The sequence below is a fragment of the Herbidospora daliensis genome (assembly GCF_001570585.1).
GTDB classification, from domain to species: Bacteria; Actinomycetota; Actinomycetes; order Streptosporangiales; family Streptosporangiaceae; genus Herbidospora; species Herbidospora daliensis.
In genome coordinates this window covers 1,029,395-1,044,556 of the sequence record NZ_BBXF01000001.1, presented here as the reverse complement: position 1 = coordinate 1,044,556, position 15,162 = coordinate 1,029,395, and the positions used below count along the sequence as shown (strand labels likewise).

Genomic DNA, 15,162 nt, shown 5'->3' with positions numbered 1-15,162 from the left:
GAGGGATGCTTGAACTGACGGTGGGCCAGGTGGCCAATGGCGGATGGTGCGTCGCCCGGCACGACGGGCGGGTGGTGTTCGTCAGGCACGCGCTTCCCGGAGAGCGCGTGCGGGCCGAGGTCACCGAGGAGACGGCCCGGTTCCTCCGCGCCGACGCGGTGGAGATCCTGGAACCCTCGCCCGACCGGGTGACCCCGCCCTGCCCCTTCAGCGGGCCGGGCCGGTGCGGCGGCTGCGACTGGCAGCACGCCTCCCTGGAGGCGCAGCGGCGCCTGAAGGCCGACGTGGTGGCCGAACAACTGTCCCGCCTGGCGGGCATCGACCGCGAGATCACGGTCGAGGAGGTGCCCGGCGCGCCCGACGGCCTCGGCTGGCGCACCCGCGTCCAGTACGCCACCGGCCGCGACGGCCTGCTCGGCCTGCGCCGCCACCGCTCCCACGACGTCGAGCCGGTGACCGACTGCCTGATCGCCGACCCCGCGATCGAGGAGCTGCGCGTCGCCACCGAGGGCTGGCGCGGCGCGTCCTCGGTGGAGTTCATCGCCTCGACCGGCGGCGACCACGCGGTCGTCGTCACCCCCAAGCCCCACCGCGACGTCCGCGTCCCGGAGATCGACGCCAGCGTGATGCTCGACGAGGGCCGCCGCGGCACCCGCGTCCTCCAGGGCCACGGCACCCTGACCGAACGCGTCGGCGACCGCGACTTCCGCGTCTCGGCCAGCGGCTTCTGGCAGGTCCACCCCGGCGCCGCCGCCACCCTGCTCGACGCCGTGCTCGACTTCGCCCAGCCGAAGCCGGGGGAGTGGGCCCTCGACCTCTACTGCGGCGCCGGCCTGTTCGCCGCCGGCCTGGCCGAAGCGGTCGGCCCGTCGGGCGCTGTGCTCGGCATCGAGAGCGAAGCCCAGGCGGTCCAGGACGCCCGCTGGAACCTGCGCGGCGTCGCCCAGGTCTCCTTCGAGCGGGGCAGGGTCGAGGAGGCCCTCGACCGGCTGGAGATCGAACGCGCCGACCTGGTCGTCACCGACCCGCCCCGGGCGGGACTCGGGCGCGAGGTCGTCGACCGCGTGGCGGGGCTGCGCGCTTCCCGGATCGTGTACGTGTCCTGCGACCCGGCGACGCTGGCCCGGGACATCAAGTGGTTCGGGGAGCACGGGTACGAACTGGCCGACATCCGGGCATTCGACCAGTACCCGATGACGCATCACGTGGAGTGCGTGGCGCTGCTGGTCAGAGGCTAGGTTGAGCGGCTGACCTGGGGTTTCGCGCCTCGCGATCGTTGCGCGAAACTCCAGGTCGCTCTATCAAGCGCCAAGATCTTTGCGTACGGAGTGCGCACGGTCGTCATGATCGCCAGTCGTCAGCCCTGGGTCGCCCACAACTTCCACGCCGTCGAAGCCCGGAAGCCCGGAAGCCCGGAAGCACGGAAGCCCGGAAGCCCGGAAGCCCGGAAGCCCGGAAGCCCGGAAGCACGGACGCTTCCCAAACCCGGCTGCAGAGATAGCCCAGCCGTTCACGCCTATCTGGGGAGACTGACATGCGGAACGCGCCCGCGCTGTTGGTCCTCGTGCTGGTTGTCGGCTGCGGTGGATCGGAGGTCGAGCCTCCGCGACCCGTCGTCGGGGGCCTGGCGGGTTCGCAGACCGCCACGCCCACGCCGACAGCGCGTCTGCTGGACCCGACCAAGCTGACCGCCGTCGAGAGGGCCTACCTCCAGGCGGCTTATGGCGTCACGAGCCGTGACGGCGCCACCGAGTACAGCGCGGCCGTCCTCGAAGAGGGACGCGCGCTCTGCGGGAAGCCGCCGACGGCCGAATGGATCGTCCACAACAGTAAGGCGGAAGACAAGAGGCTCGCCGCTGCGATCGAGCACCTTTGCCCCCTGTTCCTCGACGGCTTAAGGGAAGCCCGCGTGAAGGAGCAAGCCGAACGAGAGACCCGCCGCCCGGCGGACCTCAGCTTCGGGGACGGCGTCCACCGGGTCGGCGAGGACATCATGGCCGGCACCTACACGACGACGGGCGGCAGAACGGCGGACTGCCACTGGGAGCAATCGTCGGTGGATGGCGACATCCTGGACAGCGACGTCATACGCGACGCTCCGAAGGAGCTCCAGGTGACGGTCCGGACGGGAGAGAGCTTTAAGAGCCAGGGATGTGGGACCTGGGCTCCGGCCTGACCTGCGCACGGAAACCGCCGGACTCCCGACCTCGGCGTCACTGCAGGCCGCTCCGGCGAGCGGAAGGCTGGGCGGCGCGAGCGCTGCCGGACCCGGGCTCTCGAACTCGGTGTCATGGCGGGCCACTCCGACGGGTAGGAGGCCGGGTCGCAGGGGAACTGCCGAGCCGAACTCCCGAACCCGCGTCTCAGCGGGCTACTCCGGCAAGCGGATCGGCTCGGGCTCCCGTACTCCGCGTCAGGGCGGGTCGCTCTGGCGAGCGGATGGCTGGGCCATGTGAGCGTTGCCGGGCTCGGGCTCTCGAACTTGGCATCAGGGCGGGTCGCTCCGGCGAGCGGATGGGCTCGGCCACACGAGCGCTGCCGGGCTCGGGCTCCCGAACTGGAGTCACGGCGGGTCGCTCCTGCCAGCGGAAGGCTGGGCGCACGGGCACCGCCAGGCCGGGACTCCCGAACCCGCGTCTCAGCGGGCCACTTCGGCGAGCCGAAGCCGGGCCGATCATGCGGATGACCGCCGCTCCCGTCGCGTGGAGGCTCACGAACCGGCGTCTCGTGCTGTTCGTCTCGGCCTCTCCGCGTGTGCGCCTGGTACACCAACCAATCCGGTCAGTAACGGCCGTTCGCTGGACACATAGGGCAACCCTGGGAGGGAGAACCCCGAGGAGCCTCATGAGAGTGACCGCCCTACTGGGCCTCGCCCTGGCCCTGACCGCCTGCGGCACCGCGACCGGCGGCGCCCCCGGCGCCCGGACGCGTGACCCGGTCAACGCGGCGGCCTGCCTGGAGTTCGCGCTGGCCGCCGACGACCTCCGTGCCGCCGCCCGGGCCACGACCGCCGAGTTGCGCGCCGCGCTGACGCCGGCTCTGCGCCACATGGACCGTGCCGTGCAGGCCGCCAATGGCGACGTCGCGCCGCTGATGGACGACGCCGTGTTCGCCGCCGAGGCGGCCGACGTCACGGCGCTGGGGGCGGCGCTGGCGGCGGTCGAGGGGGCCTGCCGCAGGGCGGGCACCCCGATCGAGGTCGGCTACTGACGCGGAGCGGTCAGGATCTGGGCGACCGCCGCCGCCGGGGTCGCGCCTCTGATCGACAGTTCGCCCAGGCTGTTCCTGGTCTGGAAGGCCACCAGCGTCTTCGCGTCGGCGACCGTCAGGTCGTCGGGGCTGGCCAGGACCGGGGTGAGGCCCAGGTGGGGCCAGCCCGGCCGGTCGAGCAGGCGGGTGAGCTGGCGGTTGGCGGCGTGGGCGGCGTCGGCGAGGGCGCGCAGGTTGTCGCGGGCGCCGGGGCTGAAGGGGACCAGCACGTTGACCCGGCCGATCTCGGCGCCCGCCGCGCGGGTGGCCTTGAGCATGGCGCGGTCGGCGATCGACAGGCCGGTCCGGGTCGCGGGGAGGGTCATCGTCACCATCAGCTCGGAGCCGACCCGGCGGGCCTCCTCCTGGAGGCGCTGGATCGCGGCGGCGCGGCGGCCGGTCGTGACGAGGTCGGCCGAGTCGGTGACCTCGAAGTCGATCAGCCCGGGGCGGTAGGTCTTCAGGACCGACCGGTAGGCGCGCAGCAGCCGGGCGGGGCCCACGCAGGTCGCGGCCAGTTCGGCGCCGCGGGGGCCGCCGAACGACAGGCCCACGGGGCGGCCGGTCTTGTGGAGGGTCGACACCAGGGGGCGCTGCGCCGAGGCCGGCAGGCCGCTCCACGTCGGGAGGCACCCCGTGGCGTTGACATGGCCGACCAGGTAGGACGGCGCCCGGGAGACGCCGCCCTCGGCGCGGATCGCGTCGACGAACGTCACGTAGGGCACGGTGCGTTCGGGCGGGGGGGCCACCGCGACGGCGGGGGCGGCTGCCACGGGAGGCGTCACCGGCGCGGCCCATTCGGGCAGCGGCTCGGCGGGCAGCAGCACGAGGGCGGCGGCCGTGGCCCCCACGAGAGCCGTCGCGGCCGCCGCGACGAGGGCGCGCGGAGGGGTGCCCACGGGGCGGGGCCGAGAAGCGGAATCCACCTGATTCACCACCGAGCGTCGCGCGACGACTACTATCCGCAAGGGACCCTAGCAAGGGCCGGACGGCGATAATGGCCGAATGAAGTTGAGGATCTTCACGGAGCCCCAGGAGGGCGCGACCTACGACGATCTGCTCGCGGTCGCGCGGGCGGCCGAGCGGCTGGGGTTCGACGCGTTCTTCCGATCCGACCACTATCAGGCGTTCGACGCCGACGATCCCGGGCCGGGATCGACCGACGCCTGGATCACCCTCGCCGGGCTGGCCCGCGAGACCGCGACGATCCGGCTCGGCACCCTTGTCACCCCCGCGACCTTCCGCCTCCCCGGCCCGCTGGCCATCAGCGTCGCCCAGGTCGACCAGATGAGCGGCGGCCGCGTCGAGCTGGGCCTGGGCACCGGCTGGTTCGACGTGGAGCACCGCTCCTACGGCATCCCCTTCCCCCCGGTGAAGGAGCGTTTCGACCGTCTTGAGGAGCAGCTCGCGATCGTGACCGGCCTGTGGGCGGCCGAGAAGCCGTTCTCGTACGCCGGCACGCACTACCAGCTGACCGACTCCCCGGCCCTGCCCAAGCCGGTCCAGCGCCCCCTCCCGATCATCGTCGGCGGCTTCGGCGCCACCCGCACCCCCAAACTGGCGGCGACCTACGCGGCCGAGTACAACATCCCCTTCCGCTCCCTCGACGACGTCGCCACCGGCTTCGCCCGGGTCCGCGCCGCCAGCGCCGAGACCGGCCGGTCGCTGGTCTACTCCGTGGCCCAGACCGTCTGCGTCGGCGCCGACGAGGCCGAGGTGGCCCGCCGCGCCGAGGCCATCGGCCAGTCGCCCGCGCAGCTGCGCTCGGGCGGGCTCGCGGGCACGCCGGAGGAGGTCGTCGACAAGATCGGCCGCTTCGGCGAGCTGGGCGCCGAGCGCGTCTACCTCCAGGTCATGGACCTGTCCGACCTCGACCACCTCGACCTGATCGCGCGCGAGGTCCTGCCGCACGTCTGAGACGGGAGAACACCGGAGCGACCGTGGGAAACCCGGTCGCTCCCGGCATTTCGGCAGGGCACACTTCTCCCTGTGCTGCTGACCATCTCGACCACCCGTGAACCGGCGACCGATCTCGGCTTCCTGCTGCACAAGCATCCAGATCGAGTGCAGGAGTTCCCCCGTGCGTTCGGCGTCGCGCACGTCTTCTATCCCGAGGCCACCGAGCAGAGGTGCACCGCCGCGCTGCTGCTCGACGTCGATCCGGTACGCCTCGCGCGCACCCGCGGCAAGACGACCCCCGACTTCAGCCTGGGCCAGTACGTCAACGACCGCCCCTACGCCGCCTCGTCGTTGTTGTCGACCGCCATGGCCGAGGTCTTCCGGACCGCCCGCTCGGGCCGGTGCGCCGCCCGGCCGGAGCTGGCCGAGACCGCCATCCCGCTGGAGATCACGCTGCCGGCGCTGCCGTGCCGGGGCGGGCCCGCGCTGGCCCGGCGCCTGTTCGAGCCGATGGGCTGGGACGTCACCGCCGACCCGATCCCGCTCGACCCCGCCTTCCCCGAGTGGGGCGACTCCCGCTACGTCACCCTCACGCTCACGGGCGAGCTCCGGCTGGCCGACGCCCTCAACCACCTCTACGTCCTGCTGCCGGTCCTCGACGACGCCAAGCACTACTGGATCGCCGAGGACGAGGTCGACAAGCTGATCCGCGCGGGCGAGGGCTGGCTGGCCGTCCACCCCGACCTCACCCTCATCGCCCGCCGGTTCCTCAACCGCCGGACCGCCCTGACCAGGGCCGCCTTCGCCCGGCTGGCCGAGGTGGGCGACGACGACGAGGAGACGCTGGCGCCGCCGGCCGAGGAGGAGGTGCGCATCCCCCTCAACACCCTGCGCCGCGACGCCGTCGTGGCGACCCTCGCCGAGCTCCAGGCACGCAGCGTCATCGACCTCGGCTGCGGGTCGGGGCAGCTGATCACGGCCCTGCTCGACCAGGGCGTACCGAAGATCACGGGGGTGGACGTGTCGGCCCACACGCTCATGGTCGCGGCCCGCAAGCTGAAGCTCGACCGCATGGGGAGCCGGACCCGCGAGCGGGTGGACCTCTTCCAGGGGTCGGTCACCTACACCGACGCCCGGTTCGCCGGATACGACGCCGCCGTCCTGATGGAGGTCGTCGAGCACCTCGACCCGCCCCGGCTCCCGGCCATGGAGCGGGTCGTCTTCGGCGCCGCCAAGCCCACCTACGTGCTGGTCACCACGCCCAACGCCGAGTACAACCCGCGCTACGAGAACCTGACCGGCCTGCGCCACCCCGACCACCGTTTCGAGTGGACCCGGGCCGAGTTCCGCGACTGGGCCCTCCGCGTCGCCGGGCGCTACGGCTACCGGGTGGAGTTCCGCGCCGTCGGCGACGACGACCCCGAGGTCGGCTCGCCCACCCAGATGGCCGTCTTCGGCAAGGAGGACTCGGCATGACCGAGATCAGCGTCCCCGCGATGTCGCTCGTCGTGCTGGTCGGGGTGTCCGGCAGCGGCAAGTCCACCTTCGCGCGCAAGCACTTCAAGCCGACCCAGGTCATCTCCTCCGACTACTGCCGGGGGCTGGTCGCCGACGACGAGAACGACCAGGCCGCCACCCCGGCGGCGTTCGACCTGCTGCACCACATCGTCGGCGTGCGGCTGCGGCGCGGCCTGCTGACCGTGGTCGACGCGACCAACGTCCAGTGGAAGGCCCGGCAGGCGCTGGTGGCGCTGGCCAAGAGCCATGACGTGCTGTGCGACGCCATCGTGCTCGACGTGCCCGAGGAGGTCGCGGTCGCCCGCAACGCGGTCAGGCCCGACCGCGACTTCGGCTCCCACGTGATCCGGCGGCAGCGTAATGACCTGCGGCAGTCGCTGTCGAAGATCTCCCGCGACGGGTTCCGCCGCGTCCACGTGCTGCGCGGCGACCAGATCGACGACGCCGTGATCTCCTACGAGAAGGCGTGGACCGACAAGACCGAGCTGACCGGGCCGTTCGACATCGTCGGCGACGTGCACGGCTGCGCCTCGGAGCTGGACGCCCTGCTGGCCGCCCTCGGCTACGCCGACGGCGTCCACCCCGACGGCCGGACGGCCGTGTTCGTCGGCGACCTCGTCGACCGGGGCCCCGACAGCCCGGGGGTGCTGCGCCGGGTCATGGACATGGTCGAGCGCGGCACCGCGTTGTGCGTCTCGGGCAACCACGAGCAGAAGCTGGTACGCGCCCTCAACGGCCGCAAGGTCCGGGTCGCCCACGGCCTGGAGACGTCGCTGGAGCAGTTCGCCCTCGAAGACGAGGAGTTCACCGGCCGGGCCAAGGCGTTCATGACGGGCCTCATCAGCCACTACGTCCTCGACGGCGGCAAGCTGGTGGTCGCGCACGCCGGCCTCAAGGAGGCCTACCACGGCCGCGCCTCGGGGCGGGTGCGGTCGTTCGCCCTCTACGGCGACACCACCGGCGAGACCGACGAATACGGCCTGCCGGTCCGCTACCCGTGGGCCGAGGAGTACCGGGGCCGGGCGGCGGTCGTCTACGGCCACACCCCGACCACCGTCGCCGAGTGGGTCAACAACACCATCTGCCTCGACACCGGCGTCGTCTTCGGCGGCCGGCTCACCGCGCTGCGCTACCCCGAGCGGGAACTCGTCTCGGTCCCGGCCGAGAAGGTCTGGTACGAGCCCGCCCGGCCGCTCGCCTCGCGGGGCCGGGAGCCCGACGTCCTGGACATCGGCGACGTCACCGGCGACCGCTACGTCGAGACCTCCGGCGGCACGATCAAGGTCAGGGAGGAGAACGCCGCCGCCGCCCTGGAGATCATGAGCCGGTTCGCGGTCGACCCGCGCTGGCTGGTCTACCTGCCGCCGACCATGGCCCCGCCGGAGACCTCGAAGAAGGACGGCTACCTCGAACACCCCGACGAGGCCTTCGCCGAGTTCGCCGCCGCCGGGGTGACCCGGGTGGTGTGCGAGGAGAAGCACATGGGCTCCCGGGCGGTCGTCGTGCTGGCCCGCACCCCCGCCGACGCCCAGGAGCGGTTCGGGATCGAGGGCACCGGCACGGTCTTCACCCGGACCGGCCGCCCCTTCTTCGCCGGCGACCTGCAGGACCGGTTCGTCGCCGGGCTGCGCGAGGCGTTCGCCCCGCTGCTGGAGGACTCGCCGTGGCTGGTGCTCGACGGCGAGCTGCTGCCCTGGTCGGCCAAGGCCGGTGAGCTGATCCGCGACCAGTACGCCTCGGTCGGCGCCGCCGCCGGGGCCGCGCTGCCCGTCGCGGTGGGCGTCCTGGAGGCGGCGGCCGGACGCGGTCTGGATGTGGGATCGATACTGGACCGCGCCCGGCGCCGCGAGATCAACGCTGCCCGGTTCCGCGAGGCGTATGCCCGTTACTGCGAGCCCGTTTCCGGGGTTTCCGGTCTGCGTTTCGCCCCGTTCCAGATCCTCGCCTGCGCCGAGGGCGCCACCGCCGTTACCCGGCCGCACGACTGGCACCTCGACCGGCTGGCCACGGTCGTCCATCCGCTGGTGCTCGGCACCCGGCACACGTACGTGGACCTGGAGCGGGAAGACCAGCGCACGGCGGCGGTGGAGTGGTGGACGGAACTGACCGACGCCGGCGGCGAGGGCATGGTGGTCAAGCCGGTCGCCCACCCCGGCGGCCGGGTGCAGCCGGGCGTCAAGGTGCGCGGGCCCGAGTACCTGCGCATCATCTACGGCCCCGACTACCTGGAATCGCTCGACGAGCTGCGCAAACGTTTCCTCGGCCGGAAGCGGTCGCTGGCGCTGCGCGAGCATAGCCTGGGAGTCGAGGCGCTGTCGCGACTGGCGGCCGGTGAGCCGCTCCACCGCGTTCACGAGGCGGTTTTCGCCGTTCTCGCCCTGGAGTGTGAGCCTGTCGACCCCCGGCTGTGAGCGGGGCTTCACAGGAGCGACACGTTCGTCACCCCCAGGGTCCTTTCAGAGGGCCTAACATCGGGGCAGACGACAGAGCGTGAACTTGCGATCACTCATGAATAAACGTGAACCGAGAAGGCCATGGTTTCACCTGCGTCATGACTGGCAGGACACCGAGCGCATCGGCAATGTCGTGGTGCAGCACTGCACTGTGTGCCTGAAAAGCAGAGTACGCATCCGGTAATGGCCCCTTAGGGTAGCCATTGCGCTACTTGTCGTAATTGGCGGGCAAGTAGGCTGCATGGGGGGTCCACCGGTAGCCGTACGACGGCAGGAACGTCTCGGCTACGTCACGTTCATCGCGGCGGCCGGTGCCATCGGCGGATTCCTGTTCGGCTACGACAGCGCGGTGATCAACGGCGCGGTCGTGGGCATCCAGCGCTACTTCAACGTGGGCCCGTTCACCATCGGCGCGGTGGTGGCCATCGCGCTGCTGGGCTCGGCGGTGGGGGCCTGGTTCGCCGGCAGCCTGGCCGACCGCTGGGGCCGCACCAAGACCATGCGGCTGGCCGCGATCATCTTCGCGGTGAGCTCCATCGGCCAGGCGCTGCCGTTCGCCATCTGGGATCTGGTCTTCTGGCGGGTGCTCGCCGGGGCCGCGATCGGCATGGCCTCGGTCCTCGGGCCCGCCTACATCGCCGAGGTCGCGCCGCCCGCCTACCGGGGGCGGCTCGGGTCGTTCCAGCAGCTCGCGATCGTGCTCGGCATCGCCGTCTCGCAGCTGGTGAACCTGGCCATCAACCTGTGGGCCGGGGGAGAGGTCAACAACGACCTCGGCGGCCTGCAGGCGTGGCAGTGGATGCTCGGCGCCTGCCTGGTGCCCGCCCTGATCTTCCTGGTCTTCGCCAGCGTCATCCCCGAATCGCCCCGTTTCCTGGTCGCGGCCGGCCGCGACCGGCAGGCCCGCGAGGTGCTGCGCGAGCTCGAAGGCGACCACGTCGACCTCGACGAACGGGTGACCGAGATCAGGAGCGTGCTGCGCACCCGGCGGCGTCCCCGGCTCGGCGACCTGCGGGGGCCCCGCTTCGGGCTGCTGCCGATCGTCTGGGTCGGCATCATCCTGTCGGTGTTCCAGCAGTTCGTCGGCATCAACGTGATCTTCTACTACTCGACCGTGCTCTGGCAGTCGGTCGGCATCACCCAGTCGGACTCCCTGCTGATCAGCTTCTCCGCCTCGATCATCAACATCGTCGGCACGTTCATCGCCATGGCCCTGGTCGACAAGGTCGGCCGCCGCCCGCTGCTGCTGGTCGGCTCGGCCGGCATGGCCATCGCGCTGGCGGTGGCGTCGTGGTCGTTCAGCTTCAGCCGCAGCGTCGACGGCTTCGTGCAGCTGCCCGCCGCGCAGGGCGCCGCCGCCCTGATCGCGGCCAACGCGTTCGTGTTGTTCTTCGCGTTGTCGTGGGGGGTCATCGTGTGGGTGCTGCTGGGCGAGATGTTCCCCGGGCGGATCAGGGCGGCGGCGCTGTCGGTCGCGGCGGCGGCGCAGTGGCTGGCCAACTGGGCGATCACCGTGACGTTCCCGCCGCTGGCCGCGTGGAACCTGGCGCTCACCTACCTGATCTACGCCGTCTTCGCCGCGTTGTCCTACCTGTTCGTGGTGTTCATCGTGTCGGAGACGAAGGGTCGAAAACTGGAGGAGATGGGGTAGCCTCCGCCACCCACGGGTCGAGGGCGTCGGCCTGGTCGTAGAGGACCTCCAGCTCCGCCAGGCAGGCCGCGATCACGTCTCGCTCGGTGATGCGCCGACCGCCGAGGTGGGCGCCGATGTCGTCGTAGCGGACCTCGTACATGAGATCGCGCGACAGGACCAGGATCTCCGGGAGCGGGCCGTCCCGCTCCAGGTGCCGCACCGCCTCGGCGTCGAGCACGCGGGCGCGTTCGCCCGCCCTGGCCCGCGCCTTCAGAACCTGAAGTTCCCATCGCAGGTACGCCGTCAGCGGCCGTTCGGCGATCCGCAACCGCCGCAGCTCCACCGAATCGGGCACGTCGGCGGCGAACTCCGCGGCCGACTCCTCGATCAGCTCCATCGCCCGGTCCCAGTCGCCCCCGGCCCAGGCGACCCAGCTCGGACTGTAGGGCTCGTGGAAGTGCTGGGCCCGTTCGAGCTTCCAGAGCACCCCCTCCATCTCCCGGTAGAGGCCGTAGAACTCGGTCGTGTACGCCTGCCGGTCGAGCATGACCCCGGGTGCGCCTTGCACGATCTCCCGCACACATCCTCCTGGCGGGTCCGGCGATCCGCGCCTCTCGCCGGCCCGAAGTGGTGGTCAGTTCCCGTACGAGTTGCTGCAGATGGCTGTCTCGTTACGTCCCAGGCGGCGGATGGTGATCTGCCGTCTGACGGGCGTACTGGGCGTGGCGTCGTTTTGCGACTGTTTCATCCCGTTACCTTCCGTCCCGGTTCCCCGACACGAGGTGATCGTAAAGCGGCCCCCGCAACCGTCAAGACCCAAAGCACGTCGGGCACCCCGCACGACCCCGGTGACGGGCGTAGACGTGGTGGTCGGGCGAGAGCAGATTGATGCCGTGGACGTAACCCGGCGCCACCTCGGGCACCCCCGTGACCAGCGAGACGATCGCCTGCGCGACGAGATGGCCGGAGATGCCGGCCGAGGTCCCGGTCACGCCGGGGCCGCCGAGATCGGGCGTGCCGCCTTCGGGCCGGTGGGCCTGCTCGGCCGCCGCGACGCACTCGTAGCAGGCGCCGTCCGGCGGGTCGAACACGCCGACGGTGACGAGCGGCCCGTTGTAGCCGCCGCCCGCCCACGGCACCCGGGCCGCCGCGCAGGCCCGGCTGGCCCAGACGCGGATGCCCTCGCCCCTGGGCTCGTCGGCGCAGAGGGCGAGGGCGTCGTAGCCGTCGACCAGTGATCGCAGGTCGGCCTCGCCGGTGACGCGGTGGCGGGCCGAGGTGACCACGATGTCGCTGTTGGCCGCGCCCAGCCGGTCGCGCGCCAGGTCGGCCTTCGGGAGGCCGACGTCGGCCTCGGTGTAGAGCAGCTGCCGGTTCAGGTTCGACAACTCCACCAGGTCGGGGTCGACGCAGTGGAGCCGGCCGACGCCGATCGCGGCCAGCGCCCAGGCGGCGTGGCTGCCGGTGCCGCCGAGCCCCACCACGACCACCCGCGCCCGCTTCAGGGCGAGCTGGGTCTCCCACGCGCTGTGGCCGGGCACCAGGTCGACGCCCCGGAAGAAGGCCTGGTTGCGGCTGTAGCGGTCGACCTCACGCGGGGTGAGCCCGCGCGGCGGGGGAGATGTGGCCTCCTCCAGGTAGCCGGAGCCGACCAGGTCGTCGACGACGCCGCGCGCCTCCTCGGGGCTGAGCTCGGGGAACATCACGATCAGCCGGGCGGCCACCGCCTCGGGCCCGCGCCGCCCGTCGAGCAGCGTCAGCGCCGCCCAGACCCAGCCCCCGGGGTCGTCGATCTCGGCGGCGAGTCCGTAGATCTCGCCGCCGATCCGGACGGTCCCCTCCGTGGTGCGGAACGGGCGGTGCTCCGCTTTGACCCGCGGGAACCGCAATCTCGATCTCCCCCGTGCGACGCCTTATCTGAACCGCGTGGGTGTACGGCGTCCGTGCCGCGTGGCCGCCCCCACGACCAGCGAGATGATCCACAGGAAGAACAGGATCTTGAACACCGTGAACACCGCACCCGTCACGATCATCGCGATCAACGCCACGACGATCAAGGGGACGAACGCCCCCGGTCCGGGCCCGCGCCGCATCCGGACGTGCGGCGGACGGGCCAGGTGGTATCCCCAGTTGCCCATGTCGACCCCCGGCGGCGTCTGCGCCCGGGGGACCGGAGCCGCGCCGACACCCTGCCCGCCGGGCAGGTCGGCCAGGACGACGCCCAGGTCGCCGGCGGTCTTGGCGGCGAGCGTGACGTCGAGGCGCTCGTCGAGCTCCTCGCGGGTGAGCCGCCCCTGTGCGAACGCGTCGTGCAGGAAGGCGGTCACCTCGTCGCGCTCCTTGTCGCCGATGCGCATCGCGGCGGGCGGAACACGGTCAGCGGTCATGAGACGGGTCACTACTCCTCGTCGGTGTCGCCGTCGGCCAGGACCTGGTAGAGCTTGCGCCGGGTCTCGGCCAGGATCTTCTTGGCCTGACGCACCTGGCTCTCACTTCCAGTCTGCGCGATCTGGAACAAAGCGGACGCGGCCTGACGCGACAAATCAAACAATTCGTGGACGTTGTCTCCGATGTCGGGAGTCATCTCCTCCCACGGGGCGCGGACCTCGTCCTGGTGCTCGGCCACGTAGGCGCGGCCGGCGTCGGTGAGCGTGAAGGTCTTGCGGCCGTCGGCCTCCTCCGACCGCACCAGCCCCTCGTCGGTGAGCTGCTGGAGCGCCGGGTAGACCGCGCCGGGGCTGGGCTTCCAGCCGCCCTGCGACCGCTCGGCGATCTCCTGGATGATCTGGTAGCCGTTGCGCGGCTCCTCCGACAGCAGCGCCAGGATGGCGGCCCGGACGTCGCCCCGCTTGGCCTTGCGCCCCCGGCCGAAGCCGCGCGGCCCGAACGGGAAGCCCGGCCCGAAGGGCCCGCCGGGGCCGAACCCCGGCCCGCCGCCCCACGGGCCGCCCCGGCCGCGGTGGCCTCGATGCCGGTGATCGTGGGGGCCGCCGCCGGAGGCCTCCCAGGTGGCGGCGATGCCGCGCAGGTTCTCCTTGAGCGCGGCCTTGAGGTTGCGGATCTCCCGGTGGAACTCGTGGGGGTGGGCCCAGGGGCCACCGGCGGCGTGTGCGTTGGTCATGATTCCTCCAGAGTGTTACGCGATGCCTCAACGATATATCGAGAACATGTCGTCGACAAGCAAAAGCCACAAGTGACTCAAGTCACGAAAAAAGATGGGATGTCGGGGAACAGGTACCGAGACCGTGCCGTTACATTGGGCAGAGACGGGATTGTTCCGCGCTGAGAGGGCTGGGGGGTGCTCTTGGAGCGGAGCAGTCCCGTCTTGTTTGATTTGGGCAGGTTCAACGTCCGAGCCACCGCCGTCCTCCGGCCGTCGGCGTCTCGAACGCCCGAGGCCCGTCCACCCTTCGGGCGGCCGTGCCTCGTCTGCAAGATCAAAAGCCCGCGCCCGAGGCCCGTCCGCCTTCGGCGGCCGTGCCTCGTGTAAAAGCCTCGCCGGCCCGGGTCGGGCCGCTGGGTGACGGCTGAAGCGGGGCCTGGGAGTCGCGGGCAGACGGGTCTGGCATGCCGCGATGATTTTTGTCGGTCCTTTGCCGTACGCTGCCGTGTCGTGATCACGACATGATGGGCCACTCCCACGCGCTGACCGGGGCGATCGTCTGGCTGGGCATCGCGCCCGGGTTGCAGGCGCTTCCCTCGGTGTTCGACTTCCAGCCGTCGCTGGCGTTCGCCACCGCGATGTCCCCGGCCGAGCTGATCGCCGGGGCGATCATCTGTGCGGGGGCGGCCATGCTGCCCGACCTCGATCACCCCAGCGCCACCATCGCGCAGACGTTCGGTCCGGTCACCTGGCTGCTGAGCAAGGGCGTCAACTTCGTCAGCGGGGGGCACCGCAAGGCCACCCACTCGCTGCTGTTCGCGATCCTCATGGGGGTGGGGGCCCACCTGCTGGCCGAGCGGTTCACCGTCGGGCAGGACATCCTCGTCGTGTTGTCGATCGGGCTGGCGTTACGCGCGGTCGGGATCGGCGTACCGGGCAACAAGATCGCCTCGGCGGTGGTCAACGTCGTGCTGACCGGGGGGATATTCGCCGCGTTCTGGGGGCTGGGGGTGACCTACGCCTGGCTGGGGTTCGCGATCGGGGTCGGCTGCTTCGTCCACGTCCTGGGCGACTGCCTGACCGAGCGGGGCTGCCCGGTGCTCTGGCCGCTCAAGCACAAGTGGCTGCTGCCGTGGGACTGGGGGCTGAAGACCGGCCGCAAGTTCGAGACCAAGATCCTCGCCCCGACGTTGTCGGTCGCCGTGTTCGCGCTGCTGTTCCTCCGCCTCATGCCGATGTGAGATCCCGCGCGAGAATGCGATATCTTGACATCAAGAGATATTCGCCCAAGGTTAGGCGAGCCTGAC

13 protein-coding genes are annotated in these 15,162 nt (G+C 71.5%); 8 read left to right on the top strand and 5 right to left on the bottom strand.

All coding sequences use genetic code 11. The annotated features are described in order from the left end of the window. Window positions 1-5 precede the first annotated feature (5 nt). From AW274_RS04105 to AW274_RS04095, 3 genes are all read left to right on the top strand, one after another. Window positions 6-1,238, top strand: coding sequence for a class I SAM-dependent RNA methyltransferase (locus AW274_RS04105; protein ID WP_062429459.1), 1,233 nt, complete (start codon window positions 6-8; stop codon window positions 1,236-1,238). Between the two features lie 296 nt (window positions 1,239-1,534). Continuing rightward, window positions 1,535-2,176 (top strand): Rv1352/Rv1906c domain-containing protein, encoded by a 642-nt coding sequence (locus AW274_RS04100; RefSeq protein WP_062429457.1) that lies wholly within the window; start codon window positions 1,535-1,537, stop codon window positions 2,174-2,176. 674 nt (window positions 2,177-2,850) lie between these two features. Next, window positions 2,851-3,210 carry a hypothetical protein gene (locus AW274_RS04095; RefSeq protein ID WP_062429456.1) on the top strand — a complete coding sequence of 120 codons (360 nt, stop codon included), beginning with the start codon at window positions 2,851-2,853 and terminating at the stop codon, window positions 3,208-3,210. Here AW274_RS04095 and AW274_RS04090 read toward each other — a convergent pair. Beyond that, on the bottom strand, window positions 3,204-4,148 hold the full coding sequence (locus tag AW274_RS04090; RefSeq protein ID WP_062429454.1) for a glycoside hydrolase family 18 protein: 945 nt from the start codon (window positions 4,146-4,148) through the stop codon (window positions 3,204-3,206). The two genes, AW274_RS04095 and AW274_RS04090, sit on opposite strands and share 7 nt — an antisense overlap. Before the next feature lie 106 nt (window positions 4,149-4,254). On the opposite strand from AW274_RS04090, the gene AW274_RS04085 reads away from it, so the two are divergent. The 4 genes from AW274_RS04085 to AW274_RS04070 all read left to right on the top strand — a co-directional run bounded on the left by AW274_RS04085 (window position 4,255) and on the right by AW274_RS04070 (window position 10,770). After that, a complete protein-coding gene (locus AW274_RS04085) occupies window positions 4,255-5,166 on the top strand; it encodes an LLM class F420-dependent oxidoreductase (RefSeq protein WP_062429452.1) in 912 nt (303 codons plus the stop codon). A 72-nt stretch (window positions 5,167-5,238) separates the two neighbouring features. Continuing rightward, window positions 5,239-6,624: a 3' terminal RNA ribose 2'-O-methyltransferase Hen1 gene (locus tag AW274_RS04080; RefSeq protein ID WP_062429450.1), complete on the top strand. Its 1,386-nt coding sequence runs from the start codon at window positions 5,239-5,241 to the stop codon at window positions 6,622-6,624. Further along, the gene (locus tag AW274_RS04075; RefSeq protein WP_062429447.1) at window positions 6,621-9,077 is read left to right on the top strand and encodes a polynucleotide kinase-phosphatase; all 2,457 of its coding nucleotides are present in this window, start codon (window positions 6,621-6,623) and stop codon (window positions 9,075-9,077) included. Before AW274_RS04080 ends, AW274_RS04075 begins: the two co-directional genes overlap by 4 nt. Before the next feature lie 283 nt (window positions 9,078-9,360). Next, window positions 9,361-10,770 (top strand): sugar porter family MFS transporter, encoded by a 1,410-nt coding sequence (locus AW274_RS04070; protein WP_062429444.1) that lies wholly within the window; start codon window positions 9,361-9,363, stop codon window positions 10,768-10,770. Here the strand turns inward: AW274_RS04070 and AW274_RS04065 are convergent. From AW274_RS04065 to AW274_RS04050, 4 genes are all read right to left on the bottom strand, one after another. Then, window positions 10,724-11,332, bottom strand: coding sequence for a DUF6879 family protein (locus AW274_RS04065; RefSeq protein ID WP_062429441.1), 609 nt, complete (start codon window positions 11,330-11,332; stop codon window positions 10,724-10,726). The genes AW274_RS04070 and AW274_RS04065 overlap by 47 nt on opposite strands. A 229-nt stretch (window positions 11,333-11,561) precedes the next feature. Beyond that, window positions 11,562-12,641: a HesA/MoeB/ThiF family protein gene (locus AW274_RS04060; protein ID WP_062429437.1), complete on the bottom strand. Its 1,080-nt coding sequence runs from the start codon at window positions 12,639-12,641 to the stop codon at window positions 11,562-11,564. Between the two features lie 24 nt (window positions 12,642-12,665). Further along, a complete protein-coding gene (locus tag AW274_RS04055) occupies window positions 12,666-13,139 on the bottom strand; it encodes a DUF1707 SHOCT-like domain-containing protein (protein WP_157519755.1) in 474 nt (157 codons plus the stop codon). Window positions 13,140-13,150: 11 nt separating this feature from the next. Then, window positions 13,151-13,873, bottom strand: a complete 723-nt coding sequence (locus AW274_RS04050; RefSeq protein ID WP_062429433.1) for a PadR family transcriptional regulator — start codon at window positions 13,871-13,873, stop codon at window positions 13,151-13,153. Between the two features lie 503 nt (window positions 13,874-14,376). Here AW274_RS04050 and AW274_RS04045 point away from each other — a divergent pair. Then, window positions 14,377-15,096 carry a metal-dependent hydrolase gene (locus AW274_RS04045; protein ID WP_062429431.1) on the top strand — a complete coding sequence of 240 codons (720 nt, stop codon included), beginning with the start codon at window positions 14,377-14,379 and terminating at the stop codon, window positions 15,094-15,096. Window positions 15,097-15,162 lie beyond the last annotated feature (66 nt).